General features: G+C 70.6%; 23 protein-coding genes. 17 read left to right on the forward strand and 6 right to left on the reverse strand.

Annotated features, from left to right (window positions below):
- Positions 1–12 precede the first annotated feature (12 nt).
- The 6 genes from ACZ4E1_RS23245 (at position 13) to ACZ4E1_RS23270 (ending at position 4,136) form a co-directional block, all read left to right on the forward strand.
- Positions 13–963, forward strand: coding sequence for a type II secretion system F family protein (locus ACZ4E1_RS23245; RefSeq protein WP_467542114.1), 951 nt, complete (start codon positions 13–15; stop codon positions 961–963).
- A gap of 25 nt (positions 964–988) precedes the next feature.
- Positions 989–1,876 carry a DUF5936 domain-containing protein gene (locus tag ACZ4E1_RS23250; protein WP_467542515.1) on the forward strand — a complete coding sequence of 296 codons (888 nt, stop codon included), beginning with the start codon at positions 989–991 and terminating at the stop codon, positions 1,874–1,876.
- A gap of 148 nt (positions 1,877–2,024) precedes the next feature.
- Positions 2,025–2,243 carry a hypothetical protein gene (locus ACZ4E1_RS23255; RefSeq protein ID WP_467542116.1) on the forward strand — a complete coding sequence of 73 codons (219 nt, stop codon included), beginning with the start codon at positions 2,025–2,027 and terminating at the stop codon, positions 2,241–2,243.
- Positions 2,244–2,290: 47 nt separating this feature from the next.
- Positions 2,291–2,845 carry a pilus assembly protein TadG-related protein gene (locus ACZ4E1_RS23260; RefSeq protein WP_467542517.1) on the forward strand — a complete coding sequence of 185 codons (555 nt, stop codon included), beginning with the start codon at positions 2,291–2,293 and terminating at the stop codon, positions 2,843–2,845.
- 35 nt (positions 2,846–2,880) lie between these two features.
- Complete coding sequence (locus tag ACZ4E1_RS23265; protein ID WP_467542118.1) at positions 2,881–3,480, forward strand: hypothetical protein; 600 nt, start codon at positions 2,881–2,883, stop codon at positions 3,478–3,480.
- The gene (locus ACZ4E1_RS23270) at positions 3,480–4,136 is read left to right on the forward strand and encodes an OmpA family protein (RefSeq protein WP_467542119.1); all 657 of its coding nucleotides are present in this window, start codon (positions 3,480–3,482) and stop codon (positions 4,134–4,136) included. The genes ACZ4E1_RS23265 and ACZ4E1_RS23270 overlap by 1 nt, the downstream gene beginning before the upstream one ends.
- Positions 4,137–4,155: 19 nt before the next feature.
- Here the strand turns inward: ACZ4E1_RS23270 and ACZ4E1_RS23275 are convergent, their stop codons facing one another.
- Complete coding sequence (locus tag ACZ4E1_RS23275; protein ID WP_467542121.1) at positions 4,156–4,668, reverse strand: CGNR zinc finger domain-containing protein; 513 nt, start codon at positions 4,666–4,668, stop codon at positions 4,156–4,158.
- Between the two features lie 120 nt (positions 4,669–4,788).
- On the opposite strand from ACZ4E1_RS23275, the gene ACZ4E1_RS23280 reads away from it, so the two are divergent.
- On the forward strand, positions 4,789–5,652 hold the full coding sequence (locus ACZ4E1_RS23280) for an alpha/beta fold hydrolase (RefSeq protein ID WP_467542123.1): 864 nt from the start codon (positions 4,789–4,791) through the stop codon (positions 5,650–5,652).
- 262 nt (positions 5,653–5,914) lie between these two features.
- Positions 5,915–6,889 (forward strand): GNAT family N-acetyltransferase, encoded by a 975-nt coding sequence (locus ACZ4E1_RS23285; RefSeq protein ID WP_467542519.1) that lies wholly within the window; start codon positions 5,915–5,917, stop codon positions 6,887–6,889.
- On the opposite strand, the gene ACZ4E1_RS23290 is transcribed toward ACZ4E1_RS23285, so the two are convergent.
- Positions 6,872–7,162 (reverse strand): GntR family transcriptional regulator, encoded by a 291-nt coding sequence (locus ACZ4E1_RS23290; protein WP_467542125.1) that lies wholly within the window; start codon positions 7,160–7,162, stop codon positions 6,872–6,874. The genes ACZ4E1_RS23285 and ACZ4E1_RS23290 overlap by 18 nt on opposite strands.
- 157 nt (positions 7,163–7,319) lie before the next feature.
- Here ACZ4E1_RS23290 and ACZ4E1_RS23295 point away from each other — a divergent pair, with 157 nt between their 5' ends.
- Entirely contained in the window at positions 7,320–7,607 is a 288-nt protein-coding gene (locus tag ACZ4E1_RS23295) for a hypothetical protein (RefSeq protein ID WP_467542127.1), read from the forward strand.
- On the forward strand, positions 7,604–7,798 hold the full coding sequence (locus ACZ4E1_RS23300; protein ID WP_467542129.1) for a hypothetical protein: 195 nt from the start codon (positions 7,604–7,606) through the stop codon (positions 7,796–7,798). The genes ACZ4E1_RS23295 and ACZ4E1_RS23300 overlap by 4 nt, the downstream gene beginning before the upstream one ends.
- Here ACZ4E1_RS23300 and thrS read toward each other — a convergent pair.
- Positions 7,790–9,010 (reverse strand): threonine--tRNA ligase, encoded by a 1,221-nt coding sequence (gene thrS, locus ACZ4E1_RS23305; protein ID WP_467542131.1) that lies wholly within the window; start codon positions 9,008–9,010, stop codon positions 7,790–7,792. The genes ACZ4E1_RS23300 and thrS overlap by 9 nt on opposite strands.
- A gap of 234 nt (positions 9,011–9,244) precedes the next feature.
- Positions 9,245–10,915 (reverse strand): serine/threonine-protein kinase, encoded by a 1,671-nt coding sequence (locus tag ACZ4E1_RS23310; protein WP_467542132.1) that lies wholly within the window; start codon positions 10,913–10,915, stop codon positions 9,245–9,247.
- Between the two features lie 259 nt (positions 10,916–11,174).
- On the opposite strand from ACZ4E1_RS23310, the gene ACZ4E1_RS23315 reads away from it, so the two are divergent.
- From ACZ4E1_RS23315 to ACZ4E1_RS23330, 4 genes are read left to right on the forward strand one after another with little or no spacing between them, the layout of a single operon-like run.
- Positions 11,175–11,654, forward strand: a complete 480-nt coding sequence (locus ACZ4E1_RS23315; protein ID WP_467542134.1) for a WXG100 family type VII secretion target — start codon at positions 11,175–11,177, stop codon at positions 11,652–11,654.
- A gap of 20 nt (positions 11,655–11,674) precedes the next feature.
- Positions 11,675–13,282 (forward strand): peptidoglycan-binding protein, encoded by a 1,608-nt coding sequence (locus ACZ4E1_RS23320; RefSeq protein WP_467542136.1) that lies wholly within the window; start codon positions 11,675–11,677, stop codon positions 13,280–13,282.
- A gap of 14 nt (positions 13,283–13,296) precedes the next feature.
- Complete coding sequence (locus ACZ4E1_RS23325) at positions 13,297–13,740, forward strand: protease inhibitor I42 family protein (protein WP_467542138.1); 444 nt, start codon at positions 13,297–13,299, stop codon at positions 13,738–13,740.
- A gap of 23 nt (positions 13,741–13,763) precedes the next feature.
- On the forward strand, positions 13,764–14,168 hold the full coding sequence (locus tag ACZ4E1_RS23330) for a hypothetical protein (RefSeq protein WP_467542140.1): 405 nt from the start codon (positions 13,764–13,766) through the stop codon (positions 14,166–14,168).
- A 172-nt stretch (positions 14,169–14,340) separates the two neighbouring features.
- Here the strand turns inward: ACZ4E1_RS23330 and ACZ4E1_RS23335 are convergent, their stop codons facing one another.
- Positions 14,341–15,639 (reverse strand): cytochrome P450, encoded by a 1,299-nt coding sequence (locus tag ACZ4E1_RS23335; protein WP_467542142.1) that lies wholly within the window; start codon positions 15,637–15,639, stop codon positions 14,341–14,343.
- A gap of 894 nt (positions 15,640–16,533) precedes the next feature.
- Positions 16,534–17,571: an L-glyceraldehyde 3-phosphate reductase gene (mgrA, locus tag ACZ4E1_RS23340; RefSeq protein WP_467542144.1), complete on the reverse strand. Its 1,038-nt coding sequence runs from the start codon at positions 17,569–17,571 to the stop codon at positions 16,534–16,536.
- A gap of 148 nt (positions 17,572–17,719) precedes the next feature.
- Between mgrA and ACZ4E1_RS23345 the strand changes: the two genes are divergently transcribed.
- The 3 genes from ACZ4E1_RS23345 to ACZ4E1_RS23355 all read left to right on the forward strand — a co-directional run bounded on the left by ACZ4E1_RS23345 (position 17,720) and on the right by ACZ4E1_RS23355 (position 21,314).
- Positions 17,720–18,493, forward strand: coding sequence for an isoprenyl transferase (locus ACZ4E1_RS23345; protein WP_467542145.1), 774 nt, complete (start codon positions 17,720–17,722; stop codon positions 18,491–18,493).
- 367 nt (positions 18,494–18,860) lie between these two features.
- Positions 18,861–20,186, forward strand: a complete 1,326-nt coding sequence (locus tag ACZ4E1_RS23350) for a PhoH family protein (RefSeq protein WP_467542147.1) — start codon at positions 18,861–18,863, stop codon at positions 20,184–20,186.
- 390 nt (positions 20,187–20,576) lie between these two features.
- Positions 20,577–21,314, forward strand: coding sequence for an aggregation-promoting factor C-terminal-like domain-containing protein (locus tag ACZ4E1_RS23355; protein ID WP_467542149.1), 738 nt, complete (start codon positions 20,577–20,579; stop codon positions 21,312–21,314).
- Positions 21,315–21,398: the final 84 nt, after the last annotated feature.

The following is a 21,398-nucleotide window of genomic DNA, read 5'->3' on the forward strand; positions in this document are numbered from 1 at the left end:
GGGAGTCGCCCCGTGACGAACGCCGCCCTCATCGCCCTCGGCGCGACCGTCCTCGCCTGCGTGGTCGCCGTCGCGGGCGCCCACGTCTACGCCTCCGGACGCGCCCAGCGCCGCGCCCTGGAGGACCGCCTCGACACCTACGCGTCCGGCGCCCCCTCCCTCCCCTCCGGCGCCCGCACCCGCCGCTTCACCGGGATCGACCGCCGGCTGCGCCGCACCCGCCTCGGCCGCGCCGTCCACCTGCGCCTGTCCACGACGGGCCTCGACCTGACCCCGGGCGAGTTCCTCGTCTACGTCACCGCGGTCGTCGCCGCCCTGTGGATCCTCGCGGCGACCACCCTCGCCCCGTTCTTCGGCCCGATCGCCGGAGCGGTCGCGATCTGGGCGGCGGTCATCTTCCTCAACTGGCAGCGCCAGAAGCGCATCGAGGCGTTCATCAACCAGCTCCCCGACGTCGCCCGCCTCCTCGCCAACGCCACCGCCGCCGGACTCGCCCTGCGTACGGCTCTCGCGATGGCCGCCGAGGAGCTCGAAGCCCCGGCCGGTGAGGAACTCTCCCGCGTGTCCGACCAGTTGGCGCTCGGCCGCTCCGTCGAGGACACCCTCGACGAACTCGCCGCCCGCCTCCCCTCCCGCGAGCTGATCGTCCTCGTCACCACGCTCGTCCTGTCCAACAAGGCGGGCGGCTCCGTCGTCTCCTCGCTCCGCAACCTCACGCAGACCCTGGAGGACCGCAAGGAGACCCGGCGCGAGATCCGCACGATGCTCTCCGAGGTCAACGCCACCGCGTTCACGGTCCCGCTCCTCGGACTCGGCTCCCTCCTCCTCATCAACTCCTCGAACGAGGGCGCCCTCGCCCGGGTGACCGGCTCCGGAATCGGCCAGACCCTGATCCTGCTCTCCCTCGGCCTCTACGCCGTCGGCTTCTTCGTCATCCGCCGCCTCGGAAAGATCGAGGTCTGACGTGCCCGCGCTGTCCTCCCCCCTCATGGGCCTGCTGATCGCCCTCGTCGCGGGCCTCGCCGTGCTCGGCATCCTCACCGGCATCCGCATGTACCGGGCCGAGGCCAAGGTCCCCAGCGACCTCGCCCTCGCCCTCGAAGTCGGCGCCACCCGCGTCTCGGTGGCCGGCTCCGCCGTCGACCGGCTCGGCATGCGCTTCGCTCCGCTCGTCCTGCGCCTGATGGGCCCGCGCCGCGTCGACGCGAAGCGCCGCCGCATCGACATGGCCGGCAACCCAGGCGGCCTCACCATCGACCGCTACGCCGCCCGCCGCGCCGTCTACGGCGCCTTCGGCGTCCTGATGGCCCTGGTCTTCCTCAAGAACGGCAACCTGCTCCTCGCCCTCCTCACCCTCGCCTTCGGCGCGCTCGCCGCCGACGCCCTGATCTGGCAGGCGACCCGGGAACGCAAGGAAGTCATCGACCGCACCCTCCCCGACTTCCTCGACGTCCTCGCCGTCGTCGTCTCGGCGGGTCTCGGTTTCCGCCAGGCCCTGGACCGCGTCGCCGAGAAGTACGAGGGCCCCTGGGCCGACGAACTCCGCATCACGCTCCGCCAGATGGACATGGGCGTCCCGCGCCGCCAGGCCTTCGACGAGCTGCGCCGCCGCAACTCCTCCGAGCAGGTAGCCCAGTTCGTCTCCGCGCTCCAGCAGGGCGAGGAACTGGGATCCCCGATCGCCGACACCCTCATCCAACTCGCCACGGACATGCGCCGCACCGACGCCCAGAACTCCCGGCGCCGCGCCGCGAAGACGATCCCGAAGGCCACGATGGTCACCCTCGTCTTCATGCTCCCCGCGACGATGATCCTGATCGCGACGGGCATGTTCCTCGGCTCGGGCTCCAGCTTCGGCTCGATCCTCGGGCGCTGATCACCGATGACACCCAGGGCAACGGGACGACAACTTCCGGCCAAGGCCTGCCCTGTAATTGCCGAAACCGTGTGCACACGGTCGCCTTTCACGTACGTTGCGTGTGTTGTTCTGGATGCCGGGGAGTACGGCGCGGAAGGGGGATCCCGTGATCAAGGACCGAGTGCTCGGGGCGTGGGTGACGTGGACGAACTCTTTGGGGGAGCGGGTCCGGGGAGCACGGAAGGATTCCGGCGCCGGGTTCGTGGAGTACGCGGGCCTGATGATTCTGATCGCCGGGATCTTCGTCGCTATCGACAGTCTCGGACTGGACGGCCTGATCTCCGGCGCCGTGCTCGACGCCATCAGCAATGTGATCGGCGGCTGACGCAGCGCGGGCTGCACGGTGATCGGGGTTCGACTCTCCCGCTCTACATCTGGCTCACAGCGATCCTGATGTTCGTGGCGCTGGCGTTCTTCGCGTTCGCGCAGGCGGCTTCGGCGCGCAACGGCGCCCAGTCCGCGGCGGACGCCGCCGCGTTGGCGGCGGCCCAGTCGGCGCGGGACGAGCTGATGGACGGGCTGGGAGAAGCGGTCGGCGAGGACGACTGGCTGGACTGGCTGACCGGACGGGGCTTCAACGGTGACGGGGCCGGTGCGGCAGCCAGTGCCCTGGCGGCGCAGAACGACGCGACCCTCTCGGCGGGCCCCGACGAGACTGAGGTCAACGGATTTCCGGGGTACAGCGTCGAGGTGCGGACCAACTACGCGGTGGGCGACACGATCATCCCCGGCACGGAATCGCAGCATGCCACGGCGCATGCCACCGCCGTGATCGAACCACGTTGCACGATTCCGGCCGATGCCGATGCCGACAAGCCGGTCAAACTCGATTGTGACGGGCTCAAGTTGGAGATCGACCCCGAGGACTTCGACCCCCTGGACCTGCCGGACGCGTCCGACCTGTTCTCCGTACACCTGGCCGACTGACGAAGCGCACGACGAGAAAGAGGGAAGCCCCAGCCATGAAATTTCGGCGTACGACGACGGCCCGTCGGTCCCTGACCCTGGCGGCGATCACCACGGGGCTGGTTCTCACGGTCGCCGGCTGCGGGGGCGACGACGGCGACCAGGCGAAGGACTCGAAGCAGCCGACGACCGCCTCATCCGCCGGGAAGAACGGCGGGGGCGAGTCCTCGACCCCGTCCGCCGCTCCGACCGACCAGACCCTCGCTGAGGTGAAGGGCGAGGGAGGCATCACTCTCACCGTCACCTCGGCGGCCCGTGACGGGGGTGGCTTCGTCACCGTCCAGGGCACCGTGGCCAACGGGACCGGCAAGGCCTGGGTGCCGGTCAACTGGCGGGGCGAGGAACGGGAACTGATGGGGAACGGCGGCTCGATCGCGGGCGCCAGCCTCGTCGACCAGGCGGGCAAGAAGAAGTACCTCGTCCTCCGGGACACCGAGGGGCGCTGCCTGTGCACGCGCTTCACCGGCGGCGTGCGCAACGGCGAGACAGCCGACTGGTACGCCCAATTCCCCGCACCCCCCGAGGGCACGAACTCGGTCACCTTCCAGGTCGGCGCCATGCCCCCCGCCTCGATCGAGATCAGCGAGGGCGAATGATGAGCCCGAGCCGGATCGGACCGCGCCGCCGCCTCGCCGCCGCAGCCGCGCTGACCGCAGCCACCGCCCTCCTGGCCACCGGCACAAGCACCGGCACGGCCTACGCCGACGACGAGCCCGGCGGCGCCTCCGCCCCGCCAGGCAGTACGAGCACGAGCCCACCCCCGCAGGTGGACGCCAACAGCCCCGGCCTGAAGCTGGCGGACGGTGCCACGCTCGCCCCCGCCAAGGTGCTGGACATCAAGTCCGTCGTGGAGGACCTGTCCGGCGACGAGCGACGGACGGACACGAACGAAGACGTGACGTTCGCGCTCCAGGCGGAGGTCCTTTTCCCGAAGGACAGCGCGAAGCTGAACCCGCACGCGAAGTCCCGTATCCAGGCGATCGCGGACGAGATCAACACCCAGAAGGCGAACACCGTCAGAGTGTTCGGCTTCACGGACAACCTGGGCTCGTACGCCCACGGCCTGAAGCTCTCCAAGCAGCGCGCGGAGGCGGTCCACGACGCGCTCCAGACGGCGCTCGGCGCGAACGGCGGCGAGCTCACGTTCCAGGTCCGCGGCTACAGCGAGGACTACCCGATCGCGGACAACGGCACGGAAGAGGGCCGCAAGAAGAACCGCCGCGTGGAGGTGTCGTTCCCGAAGAGCGAGTGATCCGCGCCCAGGGCGCGACTCATTCCCCGACGCGGTGCCGTGCCTGGTACCGCGTCGTCTTCGCGCGGTTCCCGCACCCTTCCATGGAGCACCAGCGCCGCCGCCCGTTCTTGCTGACGTCGTGGAACCAGAGCACGCAGACCTCGTTGGCGCACTTGCGGACGCGCTCGGGGCGTTCGCCGAGCAGCCGGACGTAGTCCGCCGCCGCGCGCCAGGCCGGCTCCCACGCGGGGGAGTCCAGGACGAGCCGTTCGGCGGGCCGGCCGTCCTCGTCCAGGAGGGGCCGCCGCGCCCCGTGCCGGAGGACATCGTTCAGCGGGCCGGAGTCCCCGGCGAGGGCAGCCCGCAGGGCCGTGCGGGCCAGCAGCAACGGCTCCAGAGCCTGCGAGGTGCGCGGCGTCAGCCCGTGTTCGGCGAGCCAGCCGTCCAGAGCGCCCGGTTCCTCGAAGAGGTCGAAGGGCTGCCCCTGGTCGACCCATGCGGTGTTGACCAGGTCCAATGCCAGCGGTTCACCCGTGAGCGGTCTCTGCATGACCCCATCCTAACCGCGCTCAACCGTTAAAAGCCCGTTGACCGGTTGGCGGAGTGCGGGCTACTGTCGGCCTGCCGCGGTTCAACCGGCAAAACCAATTTAGATGGTTGGAGTCTGATCATGGAGATCCGCAACCGCACCGCCCGCATCGACGGCCTCGACGTCTTCTACCGGGAGGCCGGCGACCCCGCCGCCCCCACCCTGGTGCTCCTGCACGGCTTCCCGACCTCCTCCGTCGGCTACCGGCCGCTCATGGCCGAGCTGGCCGACGAGTTCCACCTGATCGCCCCCGACTACCCGGGATTCGGCCTGAGTTCGGCCCCCGACCCCGCGTCCTGGCCGTACACCTTCGACCACCTCACCGACACCGTCGACACCCTCCTCGACCAGCTCGGCGTCCAGCGCTACGCCCTCTACGTCCACGACTACGGCGCTCCCGTCGGCTTCCGCCTCGCCCTGCGCCACCCCGAGCGCGTCACCGGCTTCGTCACCCAGAACGGCAACGCGTACGAGGACGGCTTCACCCCGTTCTGGAAGGACATCCGCGCCTACTGGGCCGAGCCCGCGAGCGCCGACCGCCGCGACGCGCTGCGCGCCCTGCTCACCCGGGACGCCACCCACTGGCAGTACACCCACGGCGTCCCCGACCCCACGCTCGTCGACCCGGCCCTCGAAGTGCACGACCAGGCCCTCCTCGACCGCCCCGGCAACCAGGAGATCCAGCTCGACCTGTTCCTCGACTACGGCACCAACCCGGGCCAGTACCCGCAGTGGCAGGAGTACCTGCGCGTGCACCAGCCGCCGCTGCTCGCCGCGTGGGGCCGGGGCGACGAGATCTTCGGCCCGGACGGCGCCCGCGCCTTCACCCGCGACCTGAAGAACGCCCGCGTCCACCTCCTCGACGCCGGCCACTTCCCGCTCACCACCCGCCTGAAGCAGAGCGCGGGCCTCATCCGCGACTTCCTGCGCGGCCTGTCCGACTGAGACGCCGAACTGATACGCCGAACCGAACCACCGCCCCCGGAAAAGGGGTTGTGGCCGGGCCGCGTCGTCACGTAGAAAGATCGACGACGCGGCCCGCACGGCCGAACACGAAGCACGAGGAGGGATAAGCGATGGACGTCTCGACCCGCACGATCATTGCGCTCACGTCCTTCCGGGGCGCCGCCCAGCACGTCTGAGTCAGACGGCACACCAGCTGGAACCCCGGTACGGACAGGCGCCTTTCACGGAGTGTGCCTTGACCCTGTTCCAGCACGACCCTGCTCTGACCCTGCGCCCGATCACCGGCGCCGACGAGCTCGACCTCTTCACCCGCTTCCCCTACGTCATCAACCACGAGCTGGCCGACGACCTCGCCGAGGGCCGCCGCCGGCCCGAGTGGATGTGGGTCGCCCTGCGCGGTGACCGCCTCCTGGCCCGCCTCGCCTGGTGGAGCCGCCCCGACGGCGACGCCCCGCAGCTGCTCGACATCCTCGACCTCGACGACAGCCTCCCCGAGGCCGAACGGCTCGACATCGGCGAACGCCTCCTGCGCACCGCCACCGCCGCGACGCTCACCCCGGCCACCACGCACCCCGAGTACGGCCGCTTCATCCCGCCGGACTGGCGCGAGGACCCGGCCGCCCGACAGGCCGTCGAGGACCGCATGACGGTCGCCGAACGCACGGGAGCCCAGCTCTTCGTCGAACGGCTCCGCCTCGAATGGAAGCCGGGTACGGAGATCGCCCCGCCCGGCGACCGCCTCACGTTCCGCCCGCTCAAGAACCCCGACGACCCCGCCGAACTCATCGACCTGATGACCGCCGTCCTCGACGGCACCCTCGACGCGCACGGCCGCGACGACCTCACCCGGATGTCCCCGCGCGAGGCGGCCACCGCGCACTACGAGGAGGAGTTCGCCCACTACTCCAGTCCCCGCGACTGGTGGCGGATCGCCGAACTCCCGGACGGCGAACCCGTCGGCTTCGTCATCCCCGCCCACAACGGCTACAACGCCACGATCGCCTACATCGCCGTCCTGCCCGCCCATCGCGGCCGGGGCTACATCGACGAGCTGCTCGCCGAGGGCACGCGGGTGCTCGCCGAGCAGGACGTCCCGCGCATCCGCGCCGCGACCGATCTCGGCAACGTGCCGATGGCCGCCGCGTTCCGTCGCGCCGGGTACGTCAATTTCGAGCGGGCGATCAATATGACCTGGGCTTCAGCTGTCCTGAGCTGAGTCTTCGTCGGTCTCGGGGTACGCGATGTAGGTGCCCTTGCCCGGGAGGGTGACGACGAGGCCGCGCTCGCGGAGTTCTTTGGTGGCCCGCCGGATAGTCAGGTGGGCCACCCCGTACTCCGCGGCCAGGTCTCGCTCGCCGGGGAGCCGCGCGCCGGGCCTCAGTGTTCCGTCGGCGATCTGACCGGCGATGTAGTCGGCCAGTTGCATGTAGACGTAGGCGATCTTGGTCGGGTCGATCGGCGGGCGGTTACGTCCAGACTCTTCTGCCATTCGAACACCGTACGACTACGGTGACCTGCGATTATCGCCAGGTCGCCCATATGCGCTATACAGGGCTCTTCTTTGGTCTACGGTGGAACACGAGAGACCCCGGCGACGGCGGCAACCGTCCCGGGGCATGGCCAACGCCCACCCAAGGAGCGTCAGCGTGTTCGACCTTACCCTCAGGGCCCTCGCCTGGGTCCTCCGTATCTGCCTGCCCGCGCCCGCCGGACGGCACCGCGCAACCACCACCGTCACCGCCCCGCCGACACCGCCGCCCCCGTACCGCCACACCGAACGGCTCGACGGCGCCGCGCACCCGCTGGTCCGCCCGTACGTCCTGACGCCCACCGAGCGCCGCCGTCAACGAGAACGGCGGCGCGCGCTGTATCTGGCCACGATCGGGATCGACGTGGGCCCGCGCCTGGAGCTGATCCACGGGGGCACCCGATGAGCGAGCCCCGCCGCCCGGTACGGATGTGCGCCCGCTGCGAGCAGCTCACGTCCGAACCCGTACTGGTCCACGAGGTGTTCGCGCCGACGGGACCCGGATTCAACGTGTACGCGTGCCCGGACTGCGCGCGGCACTACCCGCCCCTGATCGACCCCCTGGAACTGCTGCCGCCCGCGCCGAAGTCAGGCTGAGGGCCAGAGGTCGGTGCTGTGGCCGGCGACGAGGGAGCCGACGCGGTCGAGGGCCTCGGCGGCGGGCAGCGGATCGAGCCGCCGCCCGTCGCGCAGCCGCAGCGCGACCTGCCCGGCATCGGCCTCCTTCGCGCCGACCACCGCCTGGTACGGGACGAGCCGGGCGGTGCGGATCCGGGCACCGAGGCTCCCGAGCTCGGGCCCGGCGACCTCCACCCGGAGCCCGCGCTCGGCCCGGCACCGTTCCGCGAACGCCTCCGCGTAGGCGAACTCGCCCTCGGAGACGGGCAGAACGATGATCTGGCTCGGCGCCATCCATGCCGGGAACGCGCCCCCGTGCACATCCACCAGATGCGCGACCGCGCGCTCCACGCTGCCGATGATGCTGCGGTGAACCATGACGGGCCGGTGCCGGGCGCCGTCCGGTCCCACGTAGCGCAGGTCGAACTGCTCGGGCTGGTGGAAGTCGACCTGCACGGTGGACAGGGTCGACTCCCGCCCCGCCCGGTCCTCGACCTGCACGTCGATCTTCGGCCCGTAGAACGCGGCCTCGCCCTCCGCGGCCTCGTACGCCACCCCCGACCGCTCCAGCACGCTCTTCAGCAACGCGGTGGCCCGCTCCCACTTCTCGGGAGCGGCCACGTACTTGCCCCCGGGGCCCGGAAGCGACAGCCGATACCGCACCGCGCTGATCCCGAGCGCGGCGTACGCCTCCCTGATCATCTCCAGCGCGCCCCGGGCCTCGTCCTCCACCTGCTCCAGGGTGCAGAAGATGTGCGCGTCGTTGAGATGAATGGCCCGCACCCGGTTCAGCCCGCCCAGCACGCCGGACAGCTCGGCCCGGTACATGGCGCCCAACTCGGCCATGCGCAACGGCAGTTCCCGATAGCTGTGCGCCCGGCTCCGGTACATCACCGCGTGATGCGGACACAGGCTCGGCCGCATCACGAACTCCTCCCCGCCCACCTCCATGGGCGGAAACATGTCCTCGCTGTAGTGGTCCCAGTGCCCCGAGATCTCGTACAACTCCCGCTTGCCGAGCACCGGCGAGTACACGTGCCGGTACCCCGCACGCCGCTCGGCCTCCCGCACGTACTCCTCCAGCGCGTGCCGCACGACGGCCCCGTCCGGCAGCCAGTACGGCAGCCCGGCCCCGATCAACGGATCGGTCCCGAACAACCCCAGCTCACGCCCGCTCTTCCGCTGCTCCACGACGTTCCCCTCACTTCACTCAGTTGAGGAACGAGCACCCGGCGCGCCGACGATCGGACAACGAAAAGAGCCCGGGCACTCGCCCCGGGCTCAGACCGACGATCACACACGAGTCAGCACACCGGGACACTCACCGGCGTCGTCGTCAAGACGTACTCGCTGCGCTGACTCATGGCGCGACCGTAACAGCGCCCACATTTCGTCCGCACGTCCTTTTCTGCCTTCTGCGGCCCCTCACGCCTTCTTCCGCCAGACCGTCAGGTCCGCCGTCACGAACGCGATGTCCGGCATCGCCGTCGACTTCACCTGCAACACCAGCACCCCGACATCCCCCGAGCGATGCTTCACGCAGATCTCCGTGCCGTTCGCCGCAGCCGCCAGCGAGAGGACACGGGTCTTGCTGCGCGCCAGCAAGAGGTTGCACATGTCCCGCGTCGCCCCGCCCGGCTTGGCGAAAACCTGGACGAACACGCTGGTGTCGCTCTTCAGCTCGCAGCTCACATGGTCGACGCAGCTGAACCGGATGTCGCCCTTCGCCGTCCGCAGCTGCGCCGGCTCCTCGTGGATGTTCACGGAGTTCTTCGCGTCCAGCCACACCTGGGGGTACGCCTCCCCCTGGGCGAACGACGTACGCGGCGCCTCGTCGTTCGTCAGCGGCGAGCCGGTCCGGTCGGGCGAAGCGGAGGTCGAGGTCGACGGCGTGGGGGAGGGGGACCTCGGCGCCGACGCGGTCGGACTCGTGCCCTTGCCCGTGCCCGTGCCCGTACCGTCCCGCGCCCCGTCGTCCCGCGTCCCGTCCATCACCTGCCACGCCAGCACCGACAGCACCAGCACCGCGGACGTCACCAGCGCCGACACGACGAGCCTCGTACGCCGCTTCGGTTCCTCCCGCACCGGCAGGGTCGCCGGATACGGCACCAGCGGCGCGGGCGCCGTCAGCGGCCACGTCTGCGCCGGATCCGCCGCACCCGGCACCGGAACCGGGACCGGCACCGGCGCCGGTCCCGGCACGCTCGGCTCGGGCCCCGTGACCTCCGCCCACGCCACCGGCTCCGGCTCCGCCCCCAGTCGCTCCCGGCACCACGCCACGACCTCCGCCAGATCCGCCCGCTCCGCCGGATCCGCCGCCAGGCACCGCGCCAGGATCGGCCGCACCTCCTCCGGCAACCGCTCCAGATCAGGAGCCTCGTGCACGATCCGGTACAGCACGCTCGCCGCCGGCCCGCTCCCGTACAAGGGCTCACCCAGCGCCGCGAACGCCACCGTCTGCCCCAGCGAGAACACGTCCGTCGCCGCCGTCACCCCGTCCGACCCGGCCGCCTGCTCCGGCGCCATGTACTGCGGCGTCCCGATCGCGGCCCCCGTCACCGTGTACGAGGTCAGATCGGCGGCCAGCGAGATGCCGAAGTCGATGACCCGGGGGCCGTCGGAGGCGAGCAGCACGTTCGACGGCTTCAGGTCCCGGTGCACGATCCCCGCCGCGTGCACCGCCTGCAACGCCTCCGCGACCCCCGCCATCAGCCACAGCACCGCCGGTACCGGGAGCGGTCCGCGCCGGGCCACCGCCTCCGCGAGCGAGGGGCCGGGGACGTACAGCGTGGCCAGCCACGGCGGCGTACCGTCCGCGTCACCGTCGATCAGCTCGGCCGTGTACGCCCCGCGCACCCGCCGCGCCGCCTCCATCTCCCGCCCGAACCGCCGCCGGAAGTCCGGCTCGTCCGCCAGCTCCGGCCGCACCACCTTCACGGCGACCGGACGGCCGCCCCGCGTGTGCGACAGATAGACCCGGCCCATGCCACCGGCCCCGAGCCGCGCCACCAGCCGGTACCCGCCCACCACCTGCGGATCGTCCGCCTGCAACGGGCCGAACACCGTTCTCGTGTTGTCTCGCGCCCCGAGCCCCATGAACCGCCGCCCCCTGAAGTTCCGCTGCCTGTTCCGCGTGATCCCCGCCCCCGGGGAACCGGCCGGTGGCCGGTTCGCGTCCAGCAGCCTATGCCGGGGCGTGCGCGGGCGTACCGGCGGTGTGGACGGGTCGTGACGGAGCTGTGTGCGCTTGCGGTACCGGGATTGCCCTCTGTGCCGCTTTGTGGAGATCATGATCATTCCATCTGCCGCGCCAGGCGGACGCGTTGACGGGCACAGGCGAATACGGGGGAACACCATGGCCGCCTCGGGCGACGGCTACCAGGTCCGGCATGCCGGGATGACGAGCCAGGCGAAGGAGCTCGACCACGCGGGCGACGACGCCGGAACGATCCGGCAGCTCCTCGCCGGAACCCCCTGCTACAGCCAGGACGCGCTGGGCGGCGACGACATGGGCCCCGCCTTCAGCGCCTACTCCAGCGCCTGGACGGCCGAGTCGCAGACCATCGAGGACGCCCTCCACGAACTCGCCGACAAGGTCCGCGGAGCCAAGGGCGCCTACGGCGGCTCCGACGGCCTCGTCCGCACCCGGGCCCAGAAGGTCCAGGTCGGCACCAACCCCACCGCGGGCGGCCCGCCCATCGGCACGAACCCCACCCCCGGCGCCCCGCCCATCGGCACCAACCCGGTCCACGGCACCAACCCCGTACGGGACACGGCCCCCGTCACCACCGGCCCCGCCTACGCCGAGCGGCCCTCGGCCCTCACCGACTACTGACAGGGCAGAGTGCCTCGACCGTGACCACCGAATCCACCACCGCCCGCCGTGACCGCCTCGACGGCCTGCGCGAGCGCATCGCCTCCGCCGACAGCAAGAACGACCTCATCGACGCCATCGACGACGCGCTCGGCGTCGCCGCGCCCCAGGGCGACCCGGCCCTCATCGAATCCCTCGGCAAGCGCTACAAGGGCCAGGCCGACGACGCCATGAAGGTCCACGACCGCGCCGACACCGTCAGCCGCAAGGGCCTGCCCGACGTGTGGGTCGGCGACACCAGCGTCCTCGCACAGGACGCCGTCGACGCCACCGCCCGCGCCGCCGACCAGATGGCCGAGGCCCTGCGCGGCGGCGGCAACGCCCTCATCCTCTTCTCCGACCTCCTGGAGACGGCGCAGACCAAGGACAGCGGAGGCCGCACGAAGCTGCGCAACGCCCGCGCCCAACTCGGCGACAAGGACGGCTTCTTCGACGACTGGCACGAGGACGACGGCGAGGAAGCCACTCGCAAGGCGGCCCGTACCCTCGCCGGGCACGGCATCGACGACGTGGCCGGCGCCGCCTCCGACGCCGACGACGCGGCCCGCCGCTGCGCCCGCGACCTCAACAAGTACGCCTCCGAGGCCCGCGCCGGGAAAATGGGCACCGACGAACTGTCCGCCGTCGACCGCATCGCCCTCGCCGACACCTCCAACATCGGCGGCGACCCCGAGCTCAACGAGATCCTCACCGCGAACGACCTCGAACGCTCCGGCCGCGCCATGGAGAACCTCTCACCCGCCGACCGCGCCCGCATGGAACGCCTCCTCGCCGACGCGGGCACCCCGCAGGAAAAGGCGTACCTGATGAAGGCACTCGCCTCCGGCTACTCGGTCGACGAGGTCGAGGAGTTCGGCGGCAAGATCCACAACAAGGATCCGTACTGGCTTGAGGACCACCTCTCCCCGGTGACCACCGAGGCCGACAGCCTGAACAACGAGGGCAAGAACGACAACGGATCCAACAAGAACACGGACGACCAGAAGTTCGGCGACAAGCTCTGGGACCAGGACGGCTCCACCTGCGTGCCCTCGTCGACCGTCACCGCGCGCGCCATGGTCGACCCGGTCTACGCCCTGGAACTGACCGGCGGCCCGGATGGGCAGGACGACAGCGACGAGCACTTCCGCGAGCGCCTCACCGACGAGCAGATGCGACTCCACGAAGAGGGCGACGGCGCCAACGAAGGCTGGTGGTGGGACCGTCAGCCCGCCGGCATGGACTCCGACGGCCAGGTCGAGATCTCCAACAAGGAGCTGAGCCCGCACACCGGCGACGCCTACGAGTCCCACGACATGGACAGCGAGAACGACCGCCGCGACGTCCTGCCGGACATCGAGCGGTCCGTAGCCGAGGGCAAGCCCGTCCCGATCAACATCGAGGGCGAGGACAACGGCGAGTGGGTGGGACACGGCGTGATGATCGTCGGCCAGGAGGGTGACATGCTCCAGGTCTACAACCCCTGGGGCACGACGACCTGGGTCAGCGAGGACGACTTCGTCAAGGGTGACTTCAGCGGAGCCACCGACGACCGCTTCGGTAAAGACAACAACGGCGACGTGAACCGCGTCTACATCGACCAGGACTGATTGTGCGTACATCAATGACCGCCCGTCGGCTGGCCCTGGCGGCCGTCCTCCCCCTCGTCCTCGCCGGATGCGGGAGCAGTGAGTTCGGTACCGACGAGCGGGCCGTCACGGTCGACCAGGGGGACGAGTTCAGCCTGGAGGTGCCGGCGCGGCCGGCGCTGGGCGAGCACTGGTACCTCGCCGAGCCGCGGCCCGACGCCGGCGTCCTCGACTACCGGGGGACCCGCGAGGACATCGAAGGCAGCGACAAGGACGTCGTCGGCGGCGGTGACGGCACCGCGTACTTCGACTTCACCGCGGTCAAGGCCGGGCGCACGACCGTGAAGCTGCTCCACTGCCCGATGGCCCGGTGCAGCAGCGCTGCCCAGGCCGCGGCGTCGGCCGAGCCGGTCCCCACCGCCACCGGCAGCCCCGCCGACGAGCCCGCCTACTACCTGTACGAGATCACCGTCCGCTGAGCGCGCGAACCGAGGTCCACCCCATGTCATCCACGCCCACGCCCCCGTCCCGCACCGACGACCAGCTGCTCGCCGAGACGGATGTCGTCGCGCTGCTGCGCTACGGGCTCACCCGGCAGGAGTTCCGTACCGCGCTGTTCGGGGACGGGGCGATCGCCGCCGCCGTCACCCTCGACCGGCTCGGGGTGCTGCCCCGGTCCGTCGCCTACGTAGGCAAGATCGTGCGGGCGGGCGGAATCCGGTACGCGGCGGAGCTGGCCGAACCGCTTCCGTCGCCGGAGGCGTCCGCGCTGCTGCGGGCGTGGCTGGAGGAGGCGGCTCAGGTCGCCGGGGACGCGCCGGACGCCGAGAAGGCGGCGGACCGCTGGCTGCACGCCGTCGCCGAACTCATCGGCATGCGCCGCTCGGCTCGCTCAGCCGACGCCTAGGGCGTGTGTCGAAAGTCCCGTCGTTCGCCCGAAGGGCGGGCCCCGCGGTGTCCGGTGCGTGCGATCGCAAGGCGCCGGAGCGTCCTCATAGCGGAGCTATTAGGTCGTTTCGGCAACGCCGCGAGCGTGCGTGCCGGGCGCCGCGGGGCAGGCGGGACTTTCGACACACGCCCTAGAGCTTCACCGGGAGCGTGTCGACGCCGTAGACGATCGACAGCTTGCGGAACTCCAGCTCCGAGGACGGCACCGCGAGGCGCAACTCCGGGAAGCGGCGCACCAGTTGGGGGAACGCGGCCCGCAGCTCCATCTTGCCGAGCTCCGCGCCGATGCAGCGGTGGATGCCGTAGCCGAACGCCAGGTGCGAGGCGGCCGGAGGGCGCGCGGGGAGGAAGGCGTCCATGTCCTCGCCCAGGCGCGGGTCCCGGTCGGCCGCGCTGAGCGACACGATGACGATGTCGCCCGCCGAGATCCCGACCCCGCCGATCTCCGTGTCCGCGCGGGCGAAGCGCGGGAACGCCGTCTGCACGACCGTCAGATGACGCAGCAGCTCGTCCACGAACGGCGCCGCGACCGTCGCCGGATCCTCGGCCTCCCGGATCGCCTCGAAGTGCGTCCGGTCCTCCATCATGATCAGCGTGCCGAGCGCGAGCATGCTCGCCGTCGTCTCCAGGCCGCCCGTCAGGACACCGTCCGCGAGGCCCGTCAGCTCCTCGTCCGTGATGTTGTCGCCGTGCTCGCGCACCAGCATGCCGAGCAGACCCTCGCCCGGGTTGCGGCGCTGCTCCGCGACGACACCGCGCAGATAGTCGAGCGACGCCGACACCGCGCCGAAGGACGCCCCGGCGCCGCCCAGCACGTCGAAGCGCGCCACCGAGAACTGCTGGAACGCGTCCCGCTCCTCGTAGGGCACCCCGAGCAGTTCACAGATGACGAGCGCCGGGACCGGCATCGCGAAATGCTCGACGAGATCCGCCGTCCCGTCCGGCGACTCCGCGACGGCCTTCTCCAACTGCGCGAGCTGGTCCTCCACGATCGCGTGGATGCGCGGGGTCAGCCGCGACAGCCGGCGCATCGTGAACTCGGGGGTCAGCAGGCGGCGCAGCCGCGTGTGGTCCGGCGGGTCGCAGAACCCGAGCCCGCCCGGATTCTGATCGGCCCCGGCACCGCCCACGCCCACCAGATGCCGGAAGTCGTTGCTGAACGCCTTGGCGTCGCCGAGGACTTCCTTCGCCTCGTCGTAGCCGGAGACGAGCCACACCGTCATGCCGGGGATGGGCAGCTTGCTGACGGGCTCACGGTCGCGCAGCGCGCCGATCTCGGGGACCGGGTCGACGCCGTCGCGGCGCAGCGGCAGCAGAGCGCCTTCGGGCAGCTTCGACAGAATGGAGAGGTCGAGACTGCCCCCCTTCTTCCGGAGCCGGGTGAAGTAGAGGCGGGTCAGCCAGCTGGCTATCGCGGAACGTACGGACATGTGCTCGCATTTCTGCGGTGGTCGCATCGCTGCGCCGGGGACGGACAGAACGAACGGGCGGGCAAATCGGTTGTTTCGAGCGGAACGCCGCCGCGCTGACGGCATGTTCACAGCGGCGGGGGTCCGCCAAGGGTACGTGCGTTCCCCCCTCCCCACGGAAGAGGGGCCATCCCCCTGAAACCTGCGGGGGACACCCCCACCCCGCCGATTTCGACGCGCTCGTCGCCGAGGCGGTTGCAGCGTCACCGGAGGGCGCCGTAGCTCCGCCGGCCTCGTCGCCGAGTGCCTCCCGGTGGGGGTTGGTCGCGCAGTTCCCCGCGCCCCTGAGGTGCGCACTGCGTGCGCCACCTCACAGGGTGTGGAGGCGCGGCGAAGCCGCAGCCTTCAGGGGCGCGGGGAACTGCGCGGCCCGCCCCCACCGGCCCGCAGCCCGCGACGAGACGGGACGACTCCGGGCCGGATCGGGCCGGACCGGGCCGCGCCGCGCGGAGGGCGGAGCAAGCGATTCCGCATCGTTATCTTTTTTGCTCGACCCTCACGTAAACCTCACGTAAGTTCAGACCAACGGCAATTCGCGTGAGCAAAGCTGCGCGGCGGTACCGCGCGGTGGAGGGGGCTGCGCGGTGCCGCGTGCCACGTCAACCGCGTGACGGACACGGGAGAGGGACGCCCGGCGACACGCGAAGCGCCCGGCGCGAGCGCTCCCGGAAAGCCGGTGAGCCCGCCGGGGAGCGGCCGAAAAGGGCCCGCCGGCCGTCGCCGAGCGACTCCGGAGAGTAGTGATGGCGCGCCGATGCACGCAGCATCACTTACGAAGGGTTATGGTGGAAACCCCCCCTCGGGCCGGTCCGTCTCCCCCCCACGGACCGGCCCGTTTTTCTTTCCCGGCTCAGTTCAGCTCCGCCCGGCCCAGATGTTCGTGCCCGGCGTCGACACGGCGAACGAGTCGATCTCCGTGAGCTCCTCCGCCGTCAGCCTCGGACCCGCGAGCGCCGCCACGTTCTCCTCCAGCTGACCCACGCTCGACGCACCGATCAGCGCCGACGTCATCCGCTCGTCCCGCAGCACCCAGGTCAGCGCCAGCTGGGCCAGCGACTGACCGCGCCGCTGTGCGATGTCGTTCAGCCCGTTCAGCCGGCGCACCACCTCGTCGCTCAGCAGGTTCGGGTCGAGCGACTTGCCCTGCGTCGCGCGCGAGCCCTCCGGGATGCCCTTCAGGTACTTGCCCGTCAGCAGGCCCTGCGCCAGCGGCACGAAGGAGATGCAGCCCATGCCGGCCGCCTCCAGCGTGTCGAGCAGCCCGTCGTCCTCGGTCCAGCGGTTGATCATCGAGTAGGACGGCTGGTGGATGAGCGCCGGGACGCCCATCTCCCGCAGCAGCCGCGCCGCCTCGGCCGTCTGCTCGCTGTTGTAGGAGGAGACACCGACGTACAGCGCCTTGCCCTGCTGCACCGCCGATGCGAGCGCTCCCATCGTCTCCTCGAGCGGCGTGTTCGGGTCGGGCCGGTGCGAGTAGAAGATGTCGACGTAGTCGAGGCCCATCCGCTTCAGCGACGCGTCGAGCGACGACATCAGGTACTTGCGGCTGCCCCACTCCCCGTACGGGCCGGGGTGCATCAGATAGCCCGCCTTGGTCGAGACGACCAGCTCGTCCCGGTACGGGGTGAAGTCCTGCGCGAAGATCTTGCCGAAGTTCAACTCCGCGGAGCCGGGCGGCGGTCCGTAGTTGTTCGCCAGGTCGAAGTGCGTCACGCCCAGGTCGAAGGCCCGGCGCAGGATCGCGCGCTGGGAGTCCAGCGTGCGGTCGTCACCGAAGTTGTGCCACAGGCCGAGCGAGATCGCGGGCAGCTTCAGGCCGCTGCGGCCCGTGCGCCGGTACTCCATCGCGTCGTAACGGTCCGACGCGGCGACATAAGGAGAGGTGTCGTTCATGGAGACGAAACTACGTCAGTCCCCTGTCCCGCACCCGTCTCCCACCGCCCCGCACGGCCCCCGCGCACCCCGTCACGGAGCCCCGTTCGCACAGGGGTAGGCTTTCGCCCTCGGGGACTGCCGTCTGCACGGAGGGGCGAAAAAGACCGTGAACCTGCGCGACAGGCTGCGCGGCCTGCTGGTAAGGCTGTACGCGCGCCGGGTGGAAGGCCACCTGGACCACGACCAGGTGCCCAAGCACATCGGGGTCATCATGGATGGCAACCGGCGCTGGGCGAAGGCGGCCGGATCCACCCCCGCCCAGGGCCACCAGGCGGGCGCCGCCAAGATCGAGGAGTTCCTCGGCTGGTGCACCGAGACGGACGTCGAGGTCGTCACCCTGTGGCTGCTGTCGACGGACAACTTCGACCGGCCCCCGGAGGAACTGGTCCCGCTGCTCGGCATCATCGAGGAGACGGTCCGCTCCCTCGCCGCCGACGGCCGCTGGCGCGTCCACCACGTGGGCGCCACCGACCTGCTGCCCGACGGCCTGCGGAGCGTGCTGAAGGAGGCCGACGCGGCCACCGCGCACGTCGACGGCATAGTGGTGAACGTGGCGATCGGCTACGGCGGCCGCCAGGAGATCGCCGACGCCGTCCGCTCGATGCTGCACGAGGCCGCCGAGCAGAAGCAGACCCTCGAAGAGGTCGCCGAGTCCGTCGACATCGACTCCATCGGCCGGCACCTCTACACCAGCGCCCAGCCCGACCCGGACCTCGTCATCCGCACCAGCGGCGAGCAGCGCCTGTCCGGCTTCATGCTCTGGCAGACCGCCCACTCCGAGTACTACTTCTGCGACGTCTTCTGGCCCGCCTTCCGCAAGGTCGACTTCCTGCGCGCCATGCGTGACTACGCGGCCCGCCACCGCCGCTTCGGCGGCTAGGCAAGCGGCTGGTCCGGCGACCGGAGAGCCTCCCGGGGTCCCGCCCGCCACCAGGACATAAAGCGTCATCAGGAGTTAACGAACGCGCCGCCATGCCTCGTTGCATGGCGGCGCTCTTTCGCGGGAATAAGCCCTCCAGGTCGGTGTCCGCGCCAAGGACACCGCATCTCAGCGGGCGGCACGGGGCTGCCCGCCCGGGAGGCCCTTTGCACCAGGACGACCGCACGCAGAAGCGTACGGAAGACGACTTGGAGGGCCGGTCTCGGCCCGCGCAGCGCGGCCGACGACCGGTGGTCTTCTCCCACCCTCCCGGCCCGACAACTCCTCCGTCGCTCGCCCGACCTCATTCCGAGGGGGTACGTCCTTCGTGGTGACCAGCAACAAGCGCCTCCGCAAGCCCGACCGGCGCACTTATGTTCTCGACACCAGCGTCCTGCTGGCCGATCCGAACGCCATGACCCGCTTCGACGAGCACGAAGTCGTGCTGCCGGTCGTCGTGGTCACGGAACTGGAGGCCAAGCGGCAGCATCCGGAACTCGGCTACTTCGCCCGGCAGGCCCTGCGCCTGCTCGACGACTACCGGATCCGGCACGGACGTCTGGATGCTCCGATCCCCACGGGCGAACTGGGCGGAACGCTCCGCGTCGAGCTCAACCACTCCGACCCGGGAATCCTCCCGTCCGGCTACCGCCTGGGCGACAACGATTCCCGGATCCTCGCGGTCGCCCGCAATCTGCAGGCCGAGGGGTACGACGTCACGGTCGTGTCGAAGGATCTGCCGCTGCGGATCAAGGCGTCCTCGGTCGGACTCCTCGCCGAGGAGTACCGGGCCGAGCTCGCCATCACGGACTCCGGCTGGACCGGAATGTCCGAACTGACGCTCCCCGCCGAACAGGTGGACCTGCTCTTCGAGGAGGACAGCCTCTACGTCCCCGAGGCGGCCGGGATGCCCGTCCACACGGGCCTGACGATCCACTCCGAGCGCGGCAAGGCCCTCGGCCGGGTCACGCCGGAGGGCAACGTCCGGCTCGTGCGCGGCGACCGGGAGGCCTTCGGCCTCAAGGGCCGCAGCGCCGAACAGCGGATCGCGCTCGATCTGCTGCTCGACCCGGACGTCGGCATCGTCTCGATGGGCGGCCGGGCCGGCACCGGCAAGTCCGCGCTCGCGCTGTGCGCGGGCCTGGAGGCGGTCCTGGAGCGCCGCCAGCACAAGAAGGTGATGGTCTTCCGGCCGCTGTACGCGGTCGGCGGGCAGGAGCTCGGCTATCTGCCGGGCTCCGAGGCCGAGAAGATGGGTCCGTGGGCGCAGGCCGTCTTCGACACCCTCTCGGCCGTCACCTCCCGGGAGGTCATCGAGGAGGTCACGTCGCGCGGGATGCTGGAGGTCCTGCCGCTCACCCACATCCGGGGCCGCTCGCTGCACGACGCGTTCGTGATCGTGGACGAGGCCCAATCGCTGGAACGGAACGTCCTGTTGACCGTTCTGTCCCGTATCGGAGCGAATTCCCGTGTCGTCCTGACTCATGACGTCGCCCAGCGCGACAACCTGAGGGTGGGCCGGTACGACGGAGTCGTCGCCGTCGTCGAGAAGCTGAAGGGTCATCCGCTGTTCGCGCACGTCACGCTGACGCGCTCGGAGCGGTCGCAGATCGCGGCCCTGGTGACCGAAATGCTGGAAGACGGTCAGATCTAGCCCGTTTGGGGGTACTTGGCGCCGCCCGGCAAAGCCACAGAGCTTAGCCGGGCGGCGTCTTGGCGTGTGCTCGTTTCCGCAAAACCCGTGGGACAAACGAGGTGTGACGTTTCCCACGCAGCACAGAATTGCTTCACGGCATCGCCATACGGCAGAGTCACGGTCCTGTCAGGCCCCGCATACGACACTTCTGTACCCCCAGCGGTACGGCACCACCGCAGCACCAGCTGCACCTTGAACTCCATAACGAATGTCGTATGCCGCCCGAGCACCACGCGGCGCCTCCCTCTCGGGAGTTGCCCACCGGGCCCGTGCCTCCCGTGACCCGTCAGTTGGGAGGCCAGTGCCAGGGGCACGATTGCGTCCGCGAGGGTCACACCACAGCGGGCGATGCTGGAAGGAAACCGTGTGAGCCGGATTTCGGTCCGGGGATTCGCAGTGGCCTCGGCCACCGCGGTCACCACTGTCGGCGCAGTCGTGGGTGTTGCCTCGGGCAGCACCGGCCAGCCCTCGAACGAGGCAGAGGCCGCCCCCACGGCGAGCGACGCGACCCTCCTCGCGGACGTCCCTGTCGGTCAGCAGGCGCAGGTGCAGACCTCGTCGCTGCAGCAGCAGGCGCAGACCCAGGCCATCGCGGCCGACACCGCTGCCCAGAAGACCGCGGAGGAGTCGGCCCGTAAGAAGGCCGCCGAGGACGCGATCGCCAAGCAGCAGGACGCACAGGCCGCGAAGGAAAAGGCCGAGAAGGAGGCGAAGGAGCGCGAGGAGGCCAAGAAGCAGGCCGCCAGCCGTTCCGCGACCCGCGACGCCTCGACCTTCGCGCCGCAGTCCTCGTACTCCGTGTCGCAGATCCAGTCGATGGCCCGCTCCATGGTGCCGTCCGGTCAGTTCCAGTGCTTCAGCAACATCGTGGACCACGAGTCCAGCTGGAACTACAAGGCGGTCAACGCCTCCTCCGGCGCCTACGGCCTCTTCCAGGCGCTGCCCGCGGGCAAGTACGCCTCGGCCGGCGCCGACTGGCAGACCAACCCCGCCACCCAGATCAAGTGGGGCCTCAACTACATGAACAGCCGCTACGGCAGTCCGTGTGAGGCCTGGTCCTTCTGGCAGGCGAACAACTGGTACTGAGCCGTACCCCGCTCAACCTCCCGAAGCCCCTCACCGTCATACGGTGAGGGGCTTCGGCCATGTACGGTCTGAGCGGCGATGAGG

It is taken from the genome of Streptomyces sp. NPDC025806, assembly GCF_055558275.1.

Coding starts and splice junctions, on each gene's coding strand:
- ACZ4E1_RS23275 (WP_467542121.1), bottom strand. CDS start 4,668: ATGCAGAGACCGCTCACGGGTGAACCGCTGGCATTGGACCTGGTCAAC.
- ACZ4E1_RS23265 (WP_467542118.1), top strand. CDS start 2,881: ATGAAATTTCGGCGTACGACGACGGCCCGTCGGTCCCTGACCCTGGCG.
- ACZ4E1_RS23310 (WP_467542132.1), bottom strand. CDS start 10,915: ATGGGGCTCGGGGCGCGAGACAACACGAGAACGGTGTTCGGCCCGTTG.
- ACZ4E1_RS23250 (WP_467542515.1), top strand. CDS start 989: ATGGGCCTGCTGATCGCCCTCGTCGCGGGCCTCGCCGTGCTCGGCATC.
- mgrA (WP_467542144.1), bottom strand. CDS start 17,571: ATGAACGACACCTCTCCTTATGTCGCCGCGTCGGACCGTTACGACGCG.
- ACZ4E1_RS23270 (WP_467542119.1), top strand. CDS start 3,480: ATGAGCCCGAGCCGGATCGGACCGCGCCGCCGCCTCGCCGCCGCAGCC.
- ACZ4E1_RS23300 (WP_467542129.1), top strand. CDS start 7,604: ATGAGCGAGCCCCGCCGCCCGGTACGGATGTGCGCCCGCTGCGAGCAG.
- ACZ4E1_RS23330 (WP_467542140.1), top strand. CDS start 13,764: ATGTCATCCACGCCCACGCCCCCGTCCCGCACCGACGACCAGCTGCTC.
- ACZ4E1_RS23280 (WP_467542123.1), top strand. CDS start 4,789: ATGGAGATCCGCAACCGCACCGCCCGCATCGACGGCCTCGACGTCTTC.
- ACZ4E1_RS23355 (WP_467542149.1), top strand. CDS start 20,577: ATGCTGGAAGGAAACCGTGTGAGCCGGATTTCGGTCCGGGGATTCGCA.
- ACZ4E1_RS23325 (WP_467542138.1), top strand. CDS start 13,297: ATGACCGCCCGTCGGCTGGCCCTGGCGGCCGTCCTCCCCCTCGTCCTC.
- ACZ4E1_RS23335 (WP_467542142.1), bottom strand. CDS start 15,639: ATGTCCGTACGTTCCGCGATAGCCAGCTGGCTGACCCGCCTCTACTTC.
- ACZ4E1_RS23290 (WP_467542125.1), bottom strand. CDS start 7,162: ATGGCAGAAGAGTCTGGACGTAACCGCCCGCCGATCGACCCGACCAAG.
- ACZ4E1_RS23315 (WP_467542134.1), top strand. CDS start 11,175: ATGGCCGCCTCGGGCGACGGCTACCAGGTCCGGCATGCCGGGATGACG.